This is a genomic window from Arenimonas aestuarii (assembly GCF_054781715.1).
Window position 1 is genome coordinate 176,757 of record NZ_BAAGTW010000006.1, and the last position, 18,410, is coordinate 195,166.

Here is an 18,410-nt window from a genome sequence, read left to right on the forward strand (position 1 = left end):
GCCGGGGCCGGCGGGAAGTCTCTGTCAGGAGTCGGTGGCGGGGCGCTCGCGCGCGTCCGGGGAGGCAGGCATTGTGCCGGCAGGGGCGGTGGGCTTCAACGACCGCGCCCTATCCAGCAGCTGCAGCCACTGTTCGCGCAGGCTCGGGTTGTCCAGCGCGGACGCCCCGGGCTGGGCGATCAGCACGTAGTCGCCAGCGGGCAGTCGGTGGCGTTCGCGGCGGAAGACGTCGCGGGCGATGCGCTTGATGCGGTTACGGCCGACGGCTCGTTTGTCCACTTTCTTGGACACGGCGACGCCGAGCCGGGGCTCGGCGGCCTCGGCCCGGACGTGGGCAAACAACCTCAGCTGTGGGCTGGAGAGCCGGCGACCTGCCTTGAACACCGCCTGGTACTGGGCGGATACGCGCAGACGCGCGTTCGGCGGGAAGTCGCTCGGCGGGACGGGCGGGAGTTTATTCACAGCCCGTCAGGCGGCCGCCGGGAAGCCGGCGGCGACGCGTCAGACCGCGAGGCGGGCGCGACCCTTGGCACGACGACGGGCGAGGATCTTGCGACCGTCGGCAGTCTTCATGCGGGCACGGAAGCCGTGGTCGCGCTTGCGCTTGAGGTTGCTGGGCTGGTACGTGCGCTTGGTGGCCATTGGGGCACCCCGGTTGGTTTTTGGGCGGAAAAGACCGCGGACTATAGCGGTTTCCCACCAGGGTCGTCAACTCTCGATTGCGTGGCGGACCGGGCGAGGCGGCGCTAGACTGCACGGCCCCGAACACTTATCCACAGCGCCGTCCGCGGAGCTGTCGCCCGGAATTTCGCTTGAACATGGATGCTGCCTGGCCTCGCTGCCTGGAACGACTGGAAGCCGAACTGCCCGCCGAAGAGGTCCACACCTGGCTTCGTCCGCTGCAGGTGGAAACCCACGCCGACGGCCTGACCCTCTACGCCCCCAACGAATTCGTGGTGGACCAGGTGCGCGAGCACTACCTGGCCCGCATCCGCGAGCTGGTGGCGCACTTCGCCGGCGCCCCCGCCGCCGTGGCCCTGGCCGTGGGCTCGATGCAGCGGGCGGTCGCCAGCCCACCCGTCGCCGCCCAGGCGACGCCGGGGCGGCCCCGCGCTGCCGGGGGCGCGGAATTCACCGGCAACCTGGACGCGCACTACACCTTTGAAAACTTCGTCGAGGGCCGCAGCAACCAGCTGGGCCGCGCGGCGGCGCTGCAGGTGGCGCAGAACCCGGGCAAGGCCTACAACCCGCTGCTGCTTTACGGGGGCTCGGGCCTGGGCAAGACCCACCTGATGTACGCCGCCGGCAACTTCATGCGCCGCAACAACCCGGGCATGCGGGTGCTTTACCTGCGGTCGGAACAATTCTTCAGCGCGATGATGAAGTCGCTGCAGGAGAAGTCCATGGACCAGTTCAAGCGCCAGTTCCAGCAGGTGGATGCGCTGCTGATCGACGACATCCAGTTCTTCGCCGGCAAGAACACCACCCAGGAAGAGTTCTTCCACACCTTCAACGCGCTATTCGACGGCAAGCAGCAGATCATCCTGACCTGCGACCGCTATCCGCGCGAAGTGGAAAACCTCGAAACCCGGCTCAAGACCCGCCTGACCTGGGGCCTGAGCGTGGCCATCGAGCCGCCCGACTTCGAAACCCGGGCCGCCATCCTCACCGCCAAGGCCGCCGAGCGTTCCCTGCGCCTGCCCGAGGACGTGGCCTACCTGATCGCCAAGCGCATGCGCTCGAACGTGCGGGACCTCGAGGGCGCGCTGAACACCCTGGCGGCCCGGTCGAACTTCATGGCCCGGCCGATCACGGTGGATTTCGCCCAGGAAACCCTGCGCGACCTGCTCCGGGCCCAGCAGCAGGCCGTGTCCATAAGCAACATCCAGAAGACCGTGGCAGACTACTACCAGCTGCGCATGGCGGACCTGTTGTCGAAGCGGCGGACGCGCTCACTGGCGCGCCCGCGGCAGATGGCGATGTCGCTGAGCAAGGAACTGACCGAGCACAGCCTGCCGGAAATCGGCGATGCTTTCGGTGGCCGCGACCACACCACCGTGATGCACGCCTGCAAGGTCATCCGCGAACTGCGGGAGATCGACGGCAAGCTTCGCGAGGACTGGGAAAAGCTGCTGCGCAAACTCAGTGAATAACGTGGAACGCCGCCCGTGGAACTCACCCCCGGGCGGACTGTGGATAAGTTGAGGGCAGTTTCAGGGGCGGAAAACTATCCACAGGTTTCCACAGGATCCCAAGGCCTCCGCGCACAGACTTGGCACTACGGTTTTTCGGTTATAAAACAAATGGTTGGCTGTGTTATCCCGCGATTTCGGCGACACTACCACCACCAGTTTTTGATTTATCCACTCATTGGAGCTTGGGGAATCGCATGCGTTTCAGCCTGACGCGAGAAGTTCTGCTCAAACCGCTGCAGCAGGTGGTCAACGTGGTCGAACGCCGGCAAACCTTGCCGGTACTGGCCAACCTGCTGGTGACGGTCGAAGGCGACAAACTGTCGATGACCGGCACGGACCTGGAAGTCGAGATGATTGCCCGTACCGACGTGGACGACGCCCAGGCGGGTGAAACCACGATCCCGGCACGCAAGCTTTTCGAAATCGTCCGGGCGCTGCCCGATGGCAGCAAGGTCACCATCAGCCAGTCGGGTGACAAGGTCACCGTGCAGGCCGGCCGTAGCCGCTTCACCCTGGCCACCCTGCCCGCCAATGACTTCCCGGCCGTCGAGGACCTGGACCTGGTCGAACGCGTCCGGGTGCCGGAAGCCGCGCTCAAGGAACTGATCGAACGCACTGCGTTCGCGATGGCCCAGCAGGACGTGCGCTATTACCTCAACGGCCTGCTCCTGGACCTGCGCGAAGACAGCCTGCGCTGCGTCGCCACCGATGGCCATCGCCTGGCCCTGTGCGAAGCACCCCTGCCCGCCGGTGCCCAGACCCGCAAGCAGATCATCGTGCCGCGCAAGGGCGTGCTGGAGCTGCAGCGCCTGCTGGAAGGCGGCGATCGCGAGGTCGAGCTGGAAGTCGGTCGCAACCACCTGCGCATGCGCCGGGAGGACGTCACCTTTACGTCCAAGCTGATCGATGGCCGATTCCCCGATTACGACGCGGTCATCCCGATCGGTGCCGACAAGGAAGTGAAGCTCGACCGCGAAGGCTTGCGGGCCGCCCTCCAGCGCGCGGCGATCCTGTCGAACGAGAAGTACCGCGGCGTGAAGCTCGAGATCAGCCCGGGCCAGGTGCGGATCGTGGCCCACAACCCGGAACAGGAAGAGGCCCAGGAAGAAATCGAGGCCGAGACCAAGGTTGACGGCCTGGGCATCGGTTTCAACGTGACCTACCTGCTCGATGCGCTCAGCGCCCTGCGCGAGGACACGGTCATCCTGCTCCTGCGGGACGCCAACTCCTCGGCCCTGGTGCGCGAAGCCAGCCACGAGCGCAGCCGCCACGTGGTGATGCCGCTGCGGCTGTGACCCGGCGGTTTGCTGCTCCTGATCACCGCCCGGCTTCTGCCGGGCGGTGTCGTTTCCGGTCCCCGCTACCCCGGGGCGCCGCTGCCCGAGGCCCCTGCCTGCCATGCGCCTGACCCGGCTTGACGTCCAGAACCTGCGTTGCCTGGCCGAAGTGCGCTTCACGCCCGTTGCCGGCCTGAACCTGGTGACAGGGGGTAATGGTGCCGGCAAGACCAGCCTGGTCGAAGCCATGCATTTGCTGGGTTATGGCCGGTCCTTCCGGGGACGGGTCCGGGACGGCCTGGTCCGCAGTGGCCAGCCGGCGCTTTCGGTCTATGCGGAGTGGCAGGACGGCCAGGGCCGTTCCCGTCGGGCAGGCCTGCGGCACACGGGCAGCGAATGGGAGGCGCGGCTGGACGGGGCGCCCGCCCCCAGCCTGACCGAGCTGTGTGCGGAACTGGCCGTGGTCAGTTTCGAACCCGGCAGCCACGAACTGATCGCCGGGGGCGCCGAACACCGCCGGCGCTTCCTGGATTGGGCCCTGTTCCACGTGGAACCGAGCTTCCTGCCCGCCTGGCGCCGGTATGCCCGGGCCCTGAAGCAGCGCAATGCCCTGCTCAAGCGTGGGCCGGCAGCCAGTGCCCTGGACCCCTGGGACCTGGAGCTGGTGGACTCCGGCCAGCGCCTCAGCAGCCTGCGCGCCGACTATCTGGCCAGGCTGGAGCCGGTGCTGGCCGCCACCGCCGCCGAATTCCTCCCAGAACTGGGCCAGGCCGGCATGGCCTTCCTGCCCGGCTGGCGCCAGTCGGAGCATCCGCTGGCCGACGCGCTCCTGCTGGCCCGGGATCGGGATCTGGCCCTGGGCTACACCAGCGTCGGTCCGCACCGGGCCGACTGGCGGGTCGATTACCCCGCATTGCCCGGGAAAGAGGCCCTGTCCCGTGGCCAGGAGAAGCTGACGGCCCTGGCCTGCGTGCTGGCCCAGGCCCGGGCCTTTGCCGCAGAGCGGGGCGAATGGCCCCTGGTTTGCCTGGATGACCTGGCGTCCGAGCTCGACCAGACCCACCTGCGCCACGCCCTGACGGCCGTCCTGGATTCCGGCGCCCAGGTCATCCTGACCGCCACGGACGCACCAGGCATCCTGACTGGCCCCCTGGAGCCCCAGGCAGTGTTCCACGTGGAACGCGGGCAGCTTCGTCCGGGCTGAGGCCGACGCCCGCCGTCTTCCGGTGGGGACTGCTGCCCGGAAGCGCAAGCCACCCACGCGGCGAACCCCCCCCCGCTTCGCCCTGGCTGGCCACAGGTGGCCGCCGAGCCTGAACCCGCTCCCCGGGAGCGCTTTTCGCCGGGAGCCCCGCGTGTGCCATGTGAAGCCGCCACGCGCTATACTCGGACACCTTATTTATAGGCGCGTTGTGCCGCCCCCACCGGGCCGCCAGCGGGCCGCCGTGGACCCGAGTACACGCCTCCGATGACCGACACACCGAATCCGCCGATCCCCGTCAACAACAACTACGACTCCAGCAAGATCACCGTGCTACGCGGCCTGGAAGCAGTCCGCAAGCGGCCCGGCATGTACATCGGCGACGTGCACGATGGCACCGGTCTGCACCACATGGTGTTCGAGGTCGTCGACAACGCCATCGATGAAGCCCTGGCTGGCCACTGCGACGCGGTGCTGGTCACGTTGCACGCCGACGGCTCGTGTTCGGTGTCCGACAACGGCCGCGGCATCCCGGTCGACATCCACAAGGAAGAGGGCGTTTCCGCGGCCGAGGTCATCATGACCGTGCTGCACGCCGGCGGTAAGTTCGACGACAACAGCTACAAGGTATCCGGTGGCCTGCATGGCGTCGGCGTGTCGGTGGTGAATGCGCTCTCGTCCAGCCTGTGGCTGGACATCTGGCGCGACGGCCAGCACTACCAGCAGCAGTACGCGCTCGGCGAGCCGATGTATCCGCTCAAGGAAGTGGGGCCTTCGGCCAACAAGAAGGGCACGCAGCTGCGCTTCCTGCCCAGCGCCGAGATCTTCACCGACGTTGAATTCCACTACGACATCCTGGCCAAGCGCCTGCGCGAGTTGAGCTTCCTCAACTCGGGCGTGCGCATCGAGCTCGTCGACGAGCGTGGCGAAGGCAAGCGCGACGTTTTTGAGTACGAAGGCGGCATCCGTAGCTTCGTGGAACACCTTTCGGCGCTAAAAACCCCGCTACATCAAACAGTTATCTCCGCTTCGGGCGAAAAGGACGGCATCGTCGTCGACATCGCGGTGCAGTGGACCGACAGCTACCAGGAAACGATGTTCTGCTTCACCAACAACATCCCGCAGAAGGATGGCGGCACCCATCTCATCGGTTTCCGCGCTGCGCTGACCCGCACGCTGAGCAATTACATCGAACAAAACGGCATCGCCAAGCAGGCCAAGATTTCCCTGTCCGGTGACGACATGCGCGAAGGCATGATCGCCGTGCTGTCCGTGAAGGTGCCCGACCCCAGCTTCAGTTCGCAGACCAAGGAAAAACTGGTCAGCTCCGAAGTGCGCCCGGCCGTTGAATCGGTCATCGGCCAGAAGCTCGAGGAATTCCTGCAGGAACGCCCGAACGAAGCCAAGGCCATCGCCGGCAAGATCGTGGACGCCGCGCGTGCGCGCGAAGCGGCCCGCAAGGCCCGCGACCTGACGCGCCGCAAGGGTGCGCTCGACATCGCCGGCCTGCCCGGCAAGCTGGCCGACTGCCAGGAAAAGGATCCGGCGCTGTCCGAACTTTTCATCGTCGAGGGTGACTCGGCGGGTGGTTCGGCCAAGCAGGGTCGCAACCGCAAGAACCAGGCGGTGCTCCCGCTGCGCGGCAAGATCCTCAACGTCGAACGTGCGCGCTTCGACCGCATGCTGGCCTCGGCCGAGGTCGGTACGCTGATCACCGCCCTGGGCACCGGCATCGGCAAGGACGAGTACAACCCGGACAAGCTGCGTTACCACCGCATCATCATCATGACCGACGCCGACGTCGACGGTTCGCACATCCGCACGCTGCTGCTCACCTTCTTCTACCGGCAGATGCCGGACCTGATCGAGCGCGGCCACGTCTATATCGGCCTGCCGCCGCTGTACAAGCTCAAGCAGGGCAAGAACGAGCTTTACCTCAAGGACGACGCGGCGCTCAACGCCTACCTGGCCAACAACGCCGTGGAAGGCGCCGAACTGCGGCCGTCCGAAGGCGCGCCGCCGGTGTCGGGTGCCGCCCTGGAAAAACTGCTGCTCGACTACATCGCCGCACGTGATTCCCTGGCGCGTTTCGCCCACCGCGTCGACACGCCGGTGCTCGAGGCCATGCTGGAAATGCCGCCGCTGTCCGCCGAAGGTTTCGCCACCCCCGGTGCGCTCGACACCTGGACCACCGAACTCGAACGTCGCCTCAACGCCACCGGCCTGGGACGCGCGCGCTACTCGGTGTCGGTGCAGGCAGGCAACGCCGAAGAGAACCTGCCGGCCGCCCTGGTCATCACCAAGCAGCACCATGGCCTGGCGTCCACGCAGACGCTGCCCGCCAGCCAGCTGCTTGGTGGCGAACTGCGCCAGCTCACGGAAGTCGCCACGGCGCTCGAAGGCCTGCTCCAGCCCGGCGCCAGCATCACGCGTGGCAACCGTGTGCAGCCGGTCACGCGCTTCGCGCAGGTCCAGGAATGGCTGCTCGAGGAGGCCAAGAAGGGCCGCATGATCCAGCGCTTCAAGGGCCTGGGCGAAATGAACCCGGAACAGCTGTGGGAAACCACGGTGAACCCTGAAACCCGCCGCTTGCTCAAGGTGCGCATCGAGGACGCCGTCGCCGCCGACGAAATCTTCTCCACCCTGATGGGCGACGTGGTGGAGCCGCGCCGCGAGTTCATCGAAGACAACGCCCTGCGAGTCGCCAATCTCGACGTCTGAGGACAGGCCGCCCGCCGGCGGTTCGTCCGGCCACCCGGCCGGGTGGCCGGCGGCGTCCGGGCTGCCCTTGTCGCCCATGTCGCCGGCAATGCCAGCGCCATGACCCTGGCGGCGTACTGAACTTGGTCGAACCCGGGGTTACACTGGCACGCCGCGCGGCCGCAGGGGCACGGCGCCGCGATGGAATCGAACCGGGAACCCTATGAGCAAGCGACACCTTTACCTGCTGGCCCTGGCCATTGTCGTCGCCGCATCCGCGGCGATCTATTACAAGTGGAAGGTGCTGGAGTTCCCGCTCCAGCCTGACGCCCAGGTGCAAGTGTGGACGCTGCAGGCCCACGTCGAATACCAGCCGCGCAAGGGAGCCAACACGGTCACCCTGCAGCTGCCGGAAACCACGCCGGGTTTCACGCTGATCGACGAACGTTTCGTTGCGCGCAACTACACCCACCTGGGTGAAACCTCGGACGGCGGCCGTGAAGTGCAGTGGGCCATCCGCCGCGCCGTCGGTGAGCAGGACCTCTATTACCGCGCCACCGTGGTGCGGGCGGACGAGGCCGAGACCGTCGAGCTCGATTTCGAACCGGAACTGGCGCCGCAGCCGGAATTCGAAGAGCCATACGCCACGGCCGCCAACACCTTGCTCGACCAGGTGCGCGAACGTTCGTCGAACACCGTTACCTATGCCCGCGAACTCCTGCGGCGTCTGAACGAGACCGACCCAAGCGAAGAAGTCGCGCTCCTGCGCGAACTGCATGGCGCCGACGACATCGCCCGCAGCAACTTCGTCGTGCAGCTGCTGGCCGTGCGCAACATTCCCGCGCGCGTGGTGCACGGCCTGAAGCTTTCCCCCGCCGGCGAGGGTATCGACCCCGGGGTCGAAGCCCGCATGCAGTCGTGGCTGCTCGTCCACGACGGCCTCGAGTGGACCATGCTCGATCCGCGGACCACCGCCGAAGGCCGGCCAGCCGACCTGTTCCTCTGGAATGTCACCGGCAAGCCGCTGCTTGCCATCGAAGGCGAACCGCCCTCGACGCTGGCGTTCACGGTCAAGGCCAACCTGGCCGACGCGATGGCGACGGCCGAACGCCGGCTCGAAGTGCGCGACGCGAACCTGGTCCGTTATTCCCTGCTCAGCCTGCCGCTGCAGGCGCAGGAAACCTACCGGATCCTGCTGATGGTGCCGATCGGCGCCTTCATCATGCTGCTGCTGCGCAACCTCGTCGGCGTGAAGACCTATGGCACCTTCATGCCGGTGCTGATCGCCCTGGCCTTCCGGGAAACCGCGCTGGTCGCCGGCATTTCGCTGTTCGTGGTGGTGGTCGGCTTCGGCCTGCTGGTGCGTTTTTACCTTGAACGCCTGCGCCTGCTGCTGGTGCCGCGCCTGACCGCCATCCTGATCCTGGTCGTTCTGCTGATGGCCGCGGTCAGCGTGCTGTCGAACCGCCTCGGGCTGGAAGTCGGCCTCAGCGTGGCGCTGTTCCCCATGGTGATCATGGCCATGACCATCGAACGCATGTCGGTGGCCTGGGACGAGCGTGGCGCCGGCACCGCCATCCGCGAAGGCATCGGCACCCTGGTGGTCGCCGCCCTCGCCTACATCGTCATGAGCTGGCAGCCGCTTGAACACCTGGTCTTCGTTTATCCGGAGGTCCTGCTGATCCTGTTCGCGCTGGCGCTGGTGCTGGGGCGTTATTCCGGCTACCGGCTCAACGAACTGCTGCGCTTCCGCGCGCTGGCCCGCGATCCCGATCCGATCGTGCCGCCGCCGGCGAAGGCCGAGCCGGAAACCAAGGCCTGAGCCATGGCTTTCTTCAATCCCTTCAAGGTGGCACGGCGCCTGCGCGAGATCGGCCTGGTCGGCATCGGCCAGCGAAATGCCCACTACGTGCTGATGCACAACCCGCGCAAGTTCTACCCGCGGGTGGACGACAAGCTGCTGACCAAGAAGCTGGCGATCAAGGCGGGCCTGCCCGTTCCCGACCTGTATGCCGTGGTGCGCGAGGAACACGAGATCGCGGAGCTGCACAAGAAGCTCGAGGGCCGTGACAGCTTCGTGGTCAAGCCGGCGCATGGGTCGGGCGGCGACGGCATCCTGGTCATCAGCGGCCGCCGCGGCAACAAGTACCGGCGCGCCAGCGGCAGCCTGATGACCCGCGAGGAATTCGAGCACCACCTCTCGAACGGGCTCTCCGGCCTGTTCTCGCTGGGCGGCCAGCCCGACCACCTGATCGTCGAATACTGCGTGCAGTTCGACCCGGTGTTCGACAACGTCAGCTTCAAGGGCGTGCCCGACGTGCGCATCATCGTCTTCCTCGGCTACCCGGTGATGGCCATGATCCGCCTTCCCACCCGCATGTCCGATGGCAAGGCCAACCTGCACCAGGGCGCCATCGGCGTGGGCATCGACCTGCCCACCGGCCGGACCAAGCGTGGTGTCTGGGGCACGGAGATCATCCGCGAGCACCCCGACACCGAACACAGCATCGTCAACCTCCTGATCCCGCACTGGCAGCAGCTGCTGGAAATGGCCTCGCGCTGTTACGAGCTCTCCGGCCTGGGCTACGTGGGCGTGGACTTCGTGCTCGATCGTGACCGGGGCCCGATGATCCTCGAGCTCAACGCCCGGCCCGGCCTGGCGATCCAGATGGCCAACGGCAACGGCCTGGAGTCGCGGCTCCGCAAGGTCGAGGCCCTGCGTGATCGCGGCGAACTGTCCCGGGACCCCGCCGAGCGGGTCGCTTTCGCCGTCGCCAACTTTCCGACCACAGGCTGAACGTCACGCGGCGTTTAACGATGTTTTAAGCCCATCGTCGAGAAGCGCGGGCATGCTTGGCTCCAAAGGGGAAACCTATACGGGGGCGAACGGTAAAACCGGACAGCCCACCGCTTGAGTGATTGCTCCATTCCCCGTTACCCTAACCGGCCACCAGTCGCGGAACACCGCGGCGGCGAAGGAGTTCCCAGATGAAGTTTGCCCACGCCCTAAAGCTCAAGGTCCTGGCCGCCGCGGTTATCGCGGCCTCGCTGTCGGTGGGTGACGCCCACGCGCAGCGTGGCAAGGACAGGGACAAGCAGGAAGAGGCCTACCCGGACGCCACCCGCGAATCCCCGGAAGCCAAGAACACCCCGCGCCTGGCCAAGGACATCCAGAAGATGTTCGACCTCTACAACGAGGGCGAGGACATGGAAGGTGCGATCGCGATGGCCGAGAAGCTGCTGGCCAACGAGCGCGCCAAGGCCTACGACCGCGGCGTCGCGCTGATGATCGCCGGCAACGCCGCCCTGGGCGTCGACGACTACCCGCGCGCCATTCCGTATCTCGAGCGCGCGCTCGAGGAAAACGCGCTGCCGAACAACAACCATTTCGCGACCATGCACACCCTGGCGTCGGTTTACGCCCAGGAAGACATGACCGAAAAGTCCATCGCCATGATCGACCGGCTCATCGCCGAGACGAAATCGAAGGACCCTGAGGTCTACGCTCTCAAGGCGGGCGTGCACTACAACGCCGGCCAGTACGAACAGACCATCGACGCGGTCCGCAAGGCCATCGAGCTCAACGACGGCAACTCCGAGAACAACTGGCAGCAGATGCTGATGGCGTCGTACAACGAACTCGGCCGCGAGGGCGACGCCGTCGCCCTGGCCGAGCAGCTGCAGGCCAAGAACCCGGACGACAAGCGCACGCTGCTCAACCTGGCGTCGCTGTATGCCCAGACCGACAACTCCGAAAAGGCCGCCGCCCTGCTCGACACTGCCCGCCAGAAGGGCATGCTGACCGAGCAGCGCGACTACGAGAACCTCTACGCCATCTACCTCAACATGGATGGCAAGGAAGCGGAGGCCGCCGAGGTCATCCAGGAAGGCCTGGAGAAGGGCATCCTGCCGGCCGATGCCCGCACGTATACTTTCCTTGCGCAGTCGCTGTACTTCAGCGACCAGATCGAGGGTGCGGTGAACGCCTACAAGAAGGCGGCGCCGCTCGATTCCACCGGCGACACCTCCCTGGCGCTCTCGCAGATCCTCACCAACGAGGACCGCAACGAGGAAGCCAAGGCGGCGGCCCGCCAGGCGCTGGACAAGGGCCTCAAGCGGCCCGGCGAGGCCTGGATGGTCATCGCCCGCTCCGAGTACTACATGGACAACTTCGCCGCGGCCCGACAGGCCTACGCGGAGGCCGCCAAGGATCCGGCGACCCGCGACCAGGCCCAGAAGGCCCTGGCCCAGATTTCCCGTTGAACGGTTGGTAAACCGATTCCCCGTGGTATAAGCTAACAAGTTCCCGCCGGTCTCCGGCGGGCCACGGCACCTGACGCCGACCGAACGAGAGCTCGAGCCGCCGAACGTATGACGGACAAGAACTACTACAACAGGTACGACACCCCTCCGCAGGGCCTTAGCTGGGCGCGCGTCGGTGGCAACGCATTCGCTATCGCGCTGCATGCGATCGCGTTCATGTTCATGATGGCGCCGGTCAACCCGCCCTCGGTCCAGAAGGCCGCGGAAGAGGTGACCCAGGTGTCCTTCATCGAACCGCCGCCGCCCCCGCCGCCGCCGCCGCCGCCGCCGCCGGAGCCGCCCAAGGTGGTCCAGAAGATCATCCAGCAGCCCAAGCCGACGCCGATTCCGCCGCCGCCTGAAGAGCCGCCGGTGGTGTTCGACGATCCCAGCCCGATCGACATCGAGGCCCCGCCGCCGGCTCCGCCGTCGCCGCCGGCCCCGCCTGCCGACTACGCACCTTCCGAAGACATCTCGGGCCGCGCGCTCTACCAGCCGCGCTATCCCGCCAAGGAAGCCCGCGACGGCGTCGGCGGTACCGTTATCCTGCGCGTCACCATCGACGCCGCCGGCAACGTGCTTGATGTCGCCATCGAGCGCTCCAGCCGTAATCGCAACCTCGACCGCTCGGCCATGGATGCCGCGCGTCGGTGGAAGTTCAACCCGGGACTGCGCAACGGCCAGAGGGTCGGCGGCGCGGTTCTCGTCCCGGTCAAGTTCACGCCTCCGCGGTAACGCCAGCAGTACCCACGTAAACGGTCAAACCACTTAAAGAAAGGCACTCCTTATGCTGCAGGAAATCCTCCTCACGGTCGCAACCGCCGCTGGCGGCGCCGCCGACAACGCCTCCGCCCTGTCGAAGATGGGCTTCTCCCACATGATGGCGGAGCTGCTGCGGAACCCCGCTGAGTTCTTCGTCCAGTGGGTCGTCCTCATCATGCTCATCGTGATGTCGTTTGGCTCGTGGTGGTACACCATCGTCAACGCCATCAAGAACGCGGTCATCTCGAAGCGCGCCGACACCGTCGTGCGTACCTTCTGGGAAACCCCGAACGCCCAGGACGCGATCCGCTTCATGGAAGAACAGCCGGCCAACGAGCCGTTCTCCAAGATCGCGCTGGACTGCGCCCAGGCCGCCGCCCACCACCAGCGTCACGAAGGCAGCCGCCTGGTCGACGCCCTGAACCGCTCGGAGTTCATCGACCGCGCGCTGCGCCAGGCCGTCACCCGCGAGAGCGCCAAGCTCGAGAACGGCATGACCTGGCTGGCCACCGTCGGTGCCACCGCGCCGTTCGTGGGTCTGCTCGGTACGGTCTGGGGCATCTACGGCGCCCTGATCCGCATCGGTGCCACCGGCCAGGCGTCCATTGACGCGGTCGCGGGCCCGGTCGGCGAGGCGCTGATCATGACCGCCATCGGTCTGTTCGTCGCGATCCCGGCGGTGCTGGCCTACAACGCCTTCAACCGCGCGAATCGCAACACCTATGCCAAGTTCGACACCTTCGCCCACGACCTGCACGACTTCTTCGCCACCGGCTCGCGCGTCGGCGAAGTTCCGGCCAAGCGCTAAGTCGAACGTCTAACCAGGAGTCGCAGGCATGGCATTTTCATCCAACTCCGGCGGTGGCGGCCCGATGGCCGACATCAACGTCACGCCCCTCGTGGACGTGATGCTGGTCCTGCTGATCATCTTCATGATCACGGCGCCCCTGATGTCCCACAAGGTGAAGGTGGAGCTGCCCCAGGCAACCCTGGAAGAGAAGCCGGAAATCGACCAGCCGCCGATCACCCTCGCGGTGACGGCGGATGGCAAGGTCTACTGGAACGACGAAGAGGTATCGGCCGACGTGCTCGATGCCCGCCTCGCCGTGCTGGCCCAGAAGACCCCGCAGCCGCAGGTCGACATCCGCTCCGACAACATCACCAAGTACGCCGTCATCCACGAAGTGGTTACCGACGTCCGCCGCGCGGGTATCCGCAAGGTCGGCTTCGTTTCCACCCCTGAGCGCTGAGGACGACAGACCATGGCATTTGCCTCGAATTCCGGCGCGGGCCCGATGGCCGACATCAACGTCACGCCCCTGGTGGACGTGATGCTGGTGCTGCTGATCATCTTCATGGTGACGGCCCCGGCCCTGTCCTACCAGATCCAGGTCGACCTTCCGCAGCGCACGTCCAATCCGCCGCCGCCGCCGAAGGATCCGCCCGAGCCGATCCGCCTGCGCATCGAGGCGGGTGGCACGGTGACCTGGAACAACACGCCGATCCCGCTGTCCACGCTCCAGGCGGCCCTTGAGGTCGAGGCCGAGCGTGCCGGCGCCGACGTGACCCGGCAGCCTACGGTCGAGATCCAGACCGACATGGAAGCCCAGTACGAAACCCTGGCCAAGGTGCTCTCGCGCACCAAGAACGCCGGGATGGCAAAGATCGCTTTCGTGGAACCCGGCGCCTGATCGAGGCCGCGCTTCCCGCACCCTGCAGCAACGCCGCCTCCGGGCGGCGTTTTTTTTGCTGAACCATTCCGGAACCGACTCCCGGCCGGTGGCTTGTTCCCGGCAGCAGGCAGGCGTATCGATGAAGACAGTCCACCCCGGGAGAACACCATGGCTTTCGCCGCTGTCCGTTCCGATCAGGGTTCCATGGCCGAAATCAACATCACCCCGCTCGTGGACGTGATGCTGGTGCTGCTGGTGATCTTCATGGTCACCGCGCCACTCCTGGACCACCGCATGGACCTGACCCTGCCCCGGGACACGTCGCGGCCGCCCAGGCCGCCGGTGATCGTGGCGCTCGAGGTCGCCCCGGGCGACGTCTTCCGGCTTGCCGGGCAGCCCGTCGCACCCGCCCGCCTGCAGGCCCTGCTCGAAAGCCAGCTCCGGGACCAGCCGGGTTTAGTGCTCAAGCTCGCCGTGCATCCCGACGCCGATTACCAGTCCGCCACGACCGCCATGGCCGCCGCGAACCGGGCCGGCGTGGCCAACATCAGCCTGGACTGAGCCGGTCAGCCGGCAGCGGTGATGAGCGCCAGGTAGGCGCGAACGGTTGGCGCCAGGCCCGCGTAAAGGGCCTCGCCAACCAGGGCGTGACCGATCGAGACTTCAAGCACCCCGGGTACGCCGCGCAGGAAGGCTTCCAGGTTGGCCTGGCTCAGGTCGTGGCCGGCGTTGACGCCAAGGCCCGCGGCCTGGGCCTCCAGGGCGCTGCGCCGGCACAACGCCAGCGCCGCGGCCGGGTCGCCCGCGGCGAAAGCCTGGGCATAGGGCCCGGTGTAGAGCTCGATCCGGTCGGCGCCCAGTTCGGCCGCGCGGGCGATGTCCGGTGCCCCGGCGTCCATGAACAGCGACACCCGGGCCCCGCAGGCCTTGAGCCCGGCCACCAGCGGACGCAGCCTGTCGGCGTCCCGGGCCAGGTCGAAACCGTGGTCGGACGTGATCTGGCCGTCGCTATCCGGAACCAGGGTGGCCTGCTGCGGGCGGGTTTCGCGGACCAGGGCCAGCAGGCCCGGATAGTCGCCCCGGGGCGGGGCAAAGGGATTGCCCTCGATATTGAATTCGCCGCGTCCGGCGACCAGGCGGGCCAGGTCGCGCACGTCGTCCGGCCGGATATGGCGCTGGTCGGGGCGCGGATGCACCGTTATCCCCCCGGCACCGGCCCGGAGGGCGGCCTCGGCCGCGTCGGTCACGCGCGGCTCTGTACCGCCCCGGGAGTTGCGAAGCACGGCGATCTTGTTGACGTTGACGCTGAGCACGGTCATGCCGGCAAGCCTACCCTGCGGCCCCTCGGCCGGAAAGCCGGAAAAGGGGAGAGATTCGCGCTTTCGCGCGCCCGGTTTCGGCCATAATCCGACCATGCGCCCGTTCCTGCCGCTGCTTGTCCTGCTGGGCCTCTTGGCCTGTCCGGTGGTTTCGCTGGCCGAAACTGTTCCGGGTGCGCCGCTTTCGCGCAGCTTCGGTTCGGAACACACCCGGGTCAAACCGGGCCACATGGCCTTGGCCACGTCGCCGGACGGCGAACTCTATGCCGGTAACCAGGACGGCGTGCTGCGCTTCAACGGCATCGATTGGCGACTGACGATGTTGCCGGCGCGATCGGCCGCGCACTCCCTGGCCATAGGTACCGACGGGCTGGTCTACGTCGGCGGCTACGACACCTTCGGTCGACTGGCGCCGGACGGCGAAGGCGGCGTCGCCTACGAAGAGCTGCTCGACACCGCCGGACTCACCGGAGACCAGCGCCACCTGGGTTTCGTCTTCCAGACGATCTCAACCCCCGACGGGGTCTATTTCCGTAGCGAAAAACGCCTGATCCTCCTGCCCGCCGACGGCAGCAAGGCGCGACACTGGCCGGTGCCGGAGACGGCGCGCAGCTTCTACTGGGTGGGCGAGGATCTGCTGGCGCGCGTGCAGGGGCAGGGGCTTGTGCGCTTCGAAGACGGCAAGCTCGTGCTGCTGCCGGGCGGCGAGGCCCTGGCGGACATTCCGCTTCCCGGCATCGTCGCGCGGGAAGACCACCTGCTGCTCGTTACCAACGATGGTTTCTACCGCGCAGACGAGCACGGCGTGTCGCGACTGCCGGGTCCGGCCAGCGACCTCCTGGCAGGCGAGCGCGCCTACACCGTGCTGGACCTGTCCGACGGCTCGCTGGTGGTCGGCACCCTGGACGGCAGCCTGCTTCGCTTCGACGCCCAGCTGCGCATCCGCCAGAACTTGAACCTGGGCACCTACGGCATCCTCGCGCTTTCCGTTGATCGCGAAAGTGGCCTGTGGCTCGCCACGGAAAACGAACTGACGCGCCTGACCCTGCCGTCGCCATGGTCACACCTGGGCGAAGACCAGGGCATCGCCGGAAACCCCAACGATTTCGAGTGGTTCGACGGCGCCCTGTGGCTGGCCACCAGCCAGGGCGTGCAGCGCATGCGTCCCAGCGAAGACGGCCAGCCTGTCGCCGAACGACTGCCCTGGACCGAATACGAGGCCTACGCCGTTCTCGCCGCCAAGGGCGAGCTGCTCATCGGCGTGCGCGAGGGCCTGCTGGCCTTGGGACCGGGCGACGACGCGCCGCGGCGCCTGCATGAGCACCAGAACCATGGCGTGTTCGCACTCATGGCCTCGCGCCATGACCCGGAGCTGGTTTACGGCCTGAGCGGGCCGGACGTGGTGCTCCTGCACCACCGGCAAGGCCGCTGGCAGCAAGGACCCCGCTTGTCGCTCGGGGACATCAGCATCTTCGGCCTGGAAGAAGGCGATGTCGCCGGCGAACTGTGGCTCGGCGATTCACGTGGCGCCGTCCAGCGCTGGACCATCGACCCGCAGACCGGCGCCGTCGATTCGCGCGAGGTTTACGACGACAGCCGGGGCCTGGTCGTCAGCCCGCAGTTCGGCACCAGTGTTTACCGCTTCGAGGGCCGCATACACGCCACCAGCGGTGAGGCCGGGTTCCGCTTCGAGGACGGTCGTTTCGTGCCCGACGAGGCGCCGCCGATCACCCTGGTCGCCCGGCCGCACGAAATGTACGTCGAACAGACGCCGCTGGGCGACTACGCCTATACCACCCGGGAACTGTGGCACCGCCCCAAGGGCGAAACGCAGTGGCAGCCGCTTTACCCGGGCGGCCGGGGCATGGCGGGCTATTCATCGGTCCGGTTTGGCCAGGACGGCGTGCTGCGCATCGCCACCTGGACGGGCCTGCTGCAGTTCGATCCGGATGAGTCGCGCACCGAACTGCAGCCCCTGCAGCTGGCCATGGAGTCGGTTGTCGCCCACAACGAAGCCGGGGAATCCCTCGTCCTGCCCACGCGAAACGACGGCGCCGAGCCGGTGCGCCTGCCGCCCGGCTACAGCCTGAGCCTGCGCTTCGCCATGGTCAGCATGGAAAGCGGCGCCGAGTTCCGCTACATCCTGCACGGCGTCACCCCGGACTGGAGCGAATGGGCCGATCGCGACCTGTTCATCCGCGCGCTGCCACCTGGCGATTACGCGCTGGAAGTGCAGGCGCGCACTGGCACCGGCCGCCAGCCGGCGGCGATGACCTACCGGTTCCGCGTGCTGCCGTTCTGGTACCAGCAGTGGTGGGTGCAGGTGCTGGGTGCGCTGGTGGTGCTGGGCCTGGCCGTCACCGTGGCGATGTGGCTGGTGCGGCTGCGCACCGAGCGCTTCCTGGAAGCCAACCGCCGCCTCGAGGCGCGCATCGCCGAGCGCACGCATGAACTCGAGGACGCCAATCGCAAGCTGGCCGAGCTGGCCACCGAAGACGCCCTGACCGGGGTCGCCAATCGCCGCGCGCTGGAAAACGGCCTGCGCCGGGAATGGTTCCGCTGCCTCGACCAGCGCCGGCCGCTGAGCGTGCTGATGATCGACGTGGACCACTTCAAGGCCTACAACGACGCCCACGGCCACCTCGAAGGCGACGTGCAGCTGCGTGGCATCGCGCAGCGCCTGTCGCAGCAGCACGACCCGCAGCGGGAGCTGTTGGCGCGTTATGGCGGCGAAGAGTTTGCCCTGCTGCTGCCGGGTGTGCGCGCCGAGGAAGCGCTCCGGCGCGCCGAGCTCATTCGCGCGGCCATCGCTTCAAGCGACGCCGGCATGACCGTCAGCATTGGCGTGGCGGGAATGGTTCCCGACGTGCAGTCCGAACCCGACAGCCTGCTGCGTCGCGCCGATGCGGCGCTCTATGAAGCAAAACGCGCCGGCCGGAACAGGGTCGCGGCCGACGCGGGTGTCGCCGCCGGCTGAGCTT

Annotated in this window: 16 protein-coding genes; 13 read left to right on the top strand and 3 right to left on the bottom strand. The window is 67.2% G+C overall.

All coding sequences use genetic code 11. The annotated features are described in order from the left end of the window. Nucleotides 1-24: 24 nt before the first annotated feature. Together rnpA and rpmH are read right to left on the bottom strand one after the other, a co-directional pair. Nucleotides 25-462: a ribonuclease P protein component gene (rnpA, locus tag ACYVJH_RS10430; protein ID WP_460454583.1), complete on the bottom strand. Its 438-nt coding sequence runs from the start codon at nucleotides 460-462 to the stop codon at nucleotides 25-27. Nucleotides 463-501: 39 nt separating this feature from the next. Further along, complete coding sequence (gene rpmH, locus ACYVJH_RS10435) at nucleotides 502-642, bottom strand: 50S ribosomal protein L34 (RefSeq protein WP_026817103.1); 141 nt, start codon at nucleotides 640-642, stop codon at nucleotides 502-504. Between the two features lie 176 nt (nucleotides 643-818). On the opposite strand from rpmH, the gene dnaA reads away from it, so the two are divergent. From dnaA to ACYVJH_RS10495, 12 genes are all read left to right on the top strand, one after another. Continuing rightward, nucleotides 819-2,153, top strand: a complete 1,335-nt coding sequence (dnaA, locus tag ACYVJH_RS10440; protein ID WP_460454584.1) for a chromosomal replication initiator protein DnaA — start codon at nucleotides 819-821, stop codon at nucleotides 2,151-2,153. 236 nt (nucleotides 2,154-2,389) lie between these two features. Then, a complete protein-coding gene (gene dnaN, locus ACYVJH_RS10445; RefSeq protein WP_460454585.1) occupies nucleotides 2,390-3,490 on the top strand; it encodes a DNA polymerase III subunit beta in 1,101 nt (366 codons plus the stop codon). A 103-nt stretch (nucleotides 3,491-3,593) separates the two neighbouring features. Next, nucleotides 3,594-4,676, top strand: a complete 1,083-nt coding sequence (recF, locus tag ACYVJH_RS10450) for a DNA replication/repair protein RecF (protein WP_460454586.1) — start codon at nucleotides 3,594-3,596, stop codon at nucleotides 4,674-4,676. 264 nt (nucleotides 4,677-4,940) lie between these two features. Further along, a complete protein-coding gene (gyrB, locus tag ACYVJH_RS10455) occupies nucleotides 4,941-7,394 on the top strand; it encodes a DNA topoisomerase (ATP-hydrolyzing) subunit B (RefSeq protein ID WP_460454587.1) in 2,454 nt (817 codons plus the stop codon). Nucleotides 7,395-7,596: 202 nt separating this feature from the next. Beyond that, nucleotides 7,597-9,195: a UUP1 family membrane protein gene (locus ACYVJH_RS10460; RefSeq protein ID WP_460454588.1), complete on the top strand. Its 1,599-nt coding sequence runs from the start codon at nucleotides 7,597-7,599 to the stop codon at nucleotides 9,193-9,195. 3 nt (nucleotides 9,196-9,198) lie between these two features. Next, entirely contained in the window at nucleotides 9,199-10,170 is a 972-nt protein-coding gene (locus ACYVJH_RS10465) for an alpha-L-glutamate ligase-like protein (RefSeq protein WP_460454589.1), read from the top strand. Between the two features lie 191 nt (nucleotides 10,171-10,361). Further along, entirely contained in the window at nucleotides 10,362-11,636 is a 1,275-nt protein-coding gene (locus ACYVJH_RS10470) for a tetratricopeptide repeat protein (protein WP_460454590.1), read from the top strand. A gap of 108 nt (nucleotides 11,637-11,744) precedes the next feature. After that, nucleotides 11,745-12,410, top strand: a complete 666-nt coding sequence (locus tag ACYVJH_RS10475) for an energy transducer TonB (protein ID WP_460454591.1) — start codon at nucleotides 11,745-11,747, stop codon at nucleotides 12,408-12,410. A gap of 52 nt (nucleotides 12,411-12,462) precedes the next feature. Further along, entirely contained in the window at nucleotides 12,463-13,245 is a 783-nt protein-coding gene (locus ACYVJH_RS10480; protein ID WP_460454592.1) for a MotA/TolQ/ExbB proton channel family protein, read from the top strand. Nucleotides 13,246-13,273: 28 nt separating this feature from the next. Further along, nucleotides 13,274-13,687, top strand: coding sequence for an ExbD/TolR family protein (locus tag ACYVJH_RS10485; RefSeq protein ID WP_460454593.1), 414 nt, complete (start codon nucleotides 13,274-13,276; stop codon nucleotides 13,685-13,687). Between the two features lie 12 nt (nucleotides 13,688-13,699). Continuing rightward, complete coding sequence (locus ACYVJH_RS10490; protein WP_188663586.1) at nucleotides 13,700-14,128, top strand: ExbD/TolR family protein; 429 nt, start codon at nucleotides 13,700-13,702, stop codon at nucleotides 14,126-14,128. Nucleotides 14,129-14,278: 150 nt separating this feature from the next. After that, nucleotides 14,279-14,671, top strand: a complete 393-nt coding sequence (locus tag ACYVJH_RS10495) for an ExbD/TolR family protein (protein ID WP_460454594.1) — start codon at nucleotides 14,279-14,281, stop codon at nucleotides 14,669-14,671. 5 nt (nucleotides 14,672-14,676) lie between these two features. Here the strand turns inward: ACYVJH_RS10495 and ACYVJH_RS10500 are convergent, their stop codons facing one another. Further along, nucleotides 14,677-15,429 (bottom strand): pyridoxine 5'-phosphate synthase, encoded by a 753-nt coding sequence (locus tag ACYVJH_RS10500; RefSeq protein ID WP_460454595.1) that lies wholly within the window; start codon nucleotides 15,427-15,429, stop codon nucleotides 14,677-14,679. A 94-nt stretch (nucleotides 15,430-15,523) separates the two neighbouring features. On the opposite strand from ACYVJH_RS10500, the gene ACYVJH_RS10505 reads away from it, so the two are divergent. Beyond that, nucleotides 15,524-18,406, top strand: coding sequence for a ligand-binding sensor domain-containing diguanylate cyclase (locus tag ACYVJH_RS10505; protein WP_460454596.1), 2,883 nt, complete (start codon nucleotides 15,524-15,526; stop codon nucleotides 18,404-18,406). Nucleotides 18,407-18,410 lie beyond the last annotated feature (4 nt).

Coding starts and splice junctions, on each gene's coding strand:
- rpmH (WP_026817103.1), bottom strand. CDS start 642: ATGGCCACCAAGCGCACGTACCAGCCCAGCAACCTCAAGCGCAAGCGC.
- dnaA (WP_460454584.1), top strand. CDS start 819: ATGGATGCTGCCTGGCCTCGCTGCCTGGAACGACTGGAAGCCGAACTG.
- dnaN (WP_460454585.1), top strand. CDS start 2,390: ATGCGTTTCAGCCTGACGCGAGAAGTTCTGCTCAAACCGCTGCAGCAG.
- recF (WP_460454586.1), top strand. CDS start 3,594: ATGCGCCTGACCCGGCTTGACGTCCAGAACCTGCGTTGCCTGGCCGAA.
- gyrB (WP_460454587.1), top strand. CDS start 4,941: ATGACCGACACACCGAATCCGCCGATCCCCGTCAACAACAACTACGAC.
- ACYVJH_RS10460 (WP_460454588.1), top strand. CDS start 7,597: ATGAGCAAGCGACACCTTTACCTGCTGGCCCTGGCCATTGTCGTCGCC.
- ACYVJH_RS10465 (WP_460454589.1), top strand. CDS start 9,199: ATGGCTTTCTTCAATCCCTTCAAGGTGGCACGGCGCCTGCGCGAGATC.
- ACYVJH_RS10470 (WP_460454590.1), top strand. CDS start 10,362: ATGAAGTTTGCCCACGCCCTAAAGCTCAAGGTCCTGGCCGCCGCGGTT.
- ACYVJH_RS10475 (WP_460454591.1), top strand. CDS start 11,745: ATGACGGACAAGAACTACTACAACAGGTACGACACCCCTCCGCAGGGC.
- ACYVJH_RS10480 (WP_460454592.1), top strand. CDS start 12,463: ATGCTGCAGGAAATCCTCCTCACGGTCGCAACCGCCGCTGGCGGCGCC.
- ACYVJH_RS10485 (WP_460454593.1), top strand. CDS start 13,274: ATGGCATTTTCATCCAACTCCGGCGGTGGCGGCCCGATGGCCGACATC.
- ACYVJH_RS10490 (WP_188663586.1), top strand. CDS start 13,700: ATGGCATTTGCCTCGAATTCCGGCGCGGGCCCGATGGCCGACATCAAC.
- ACYVJH_RS10495 (WP_460454594.1), top strand. CDS start 14,279: ATGGCTTTCGCCGCTGTCCGTTCCGATCAGGGTTCCATGGCCGAAATC.
- ACYVJH_RS10500 (WP_460454595.1), bottom strand. CDS start 15,429: ATGACCGTGCTCAGCGTCAACGTCAACAAGATCGCCGTGCTTCGCAAC.
- ACYVJH_RS10505 (WP_460454596.1), top strand. CDS start 15,524: ATGCGCCCGTTCCTGCCGCTGCTTGTCCTGCTGGGCCTCTTGGCCTGT.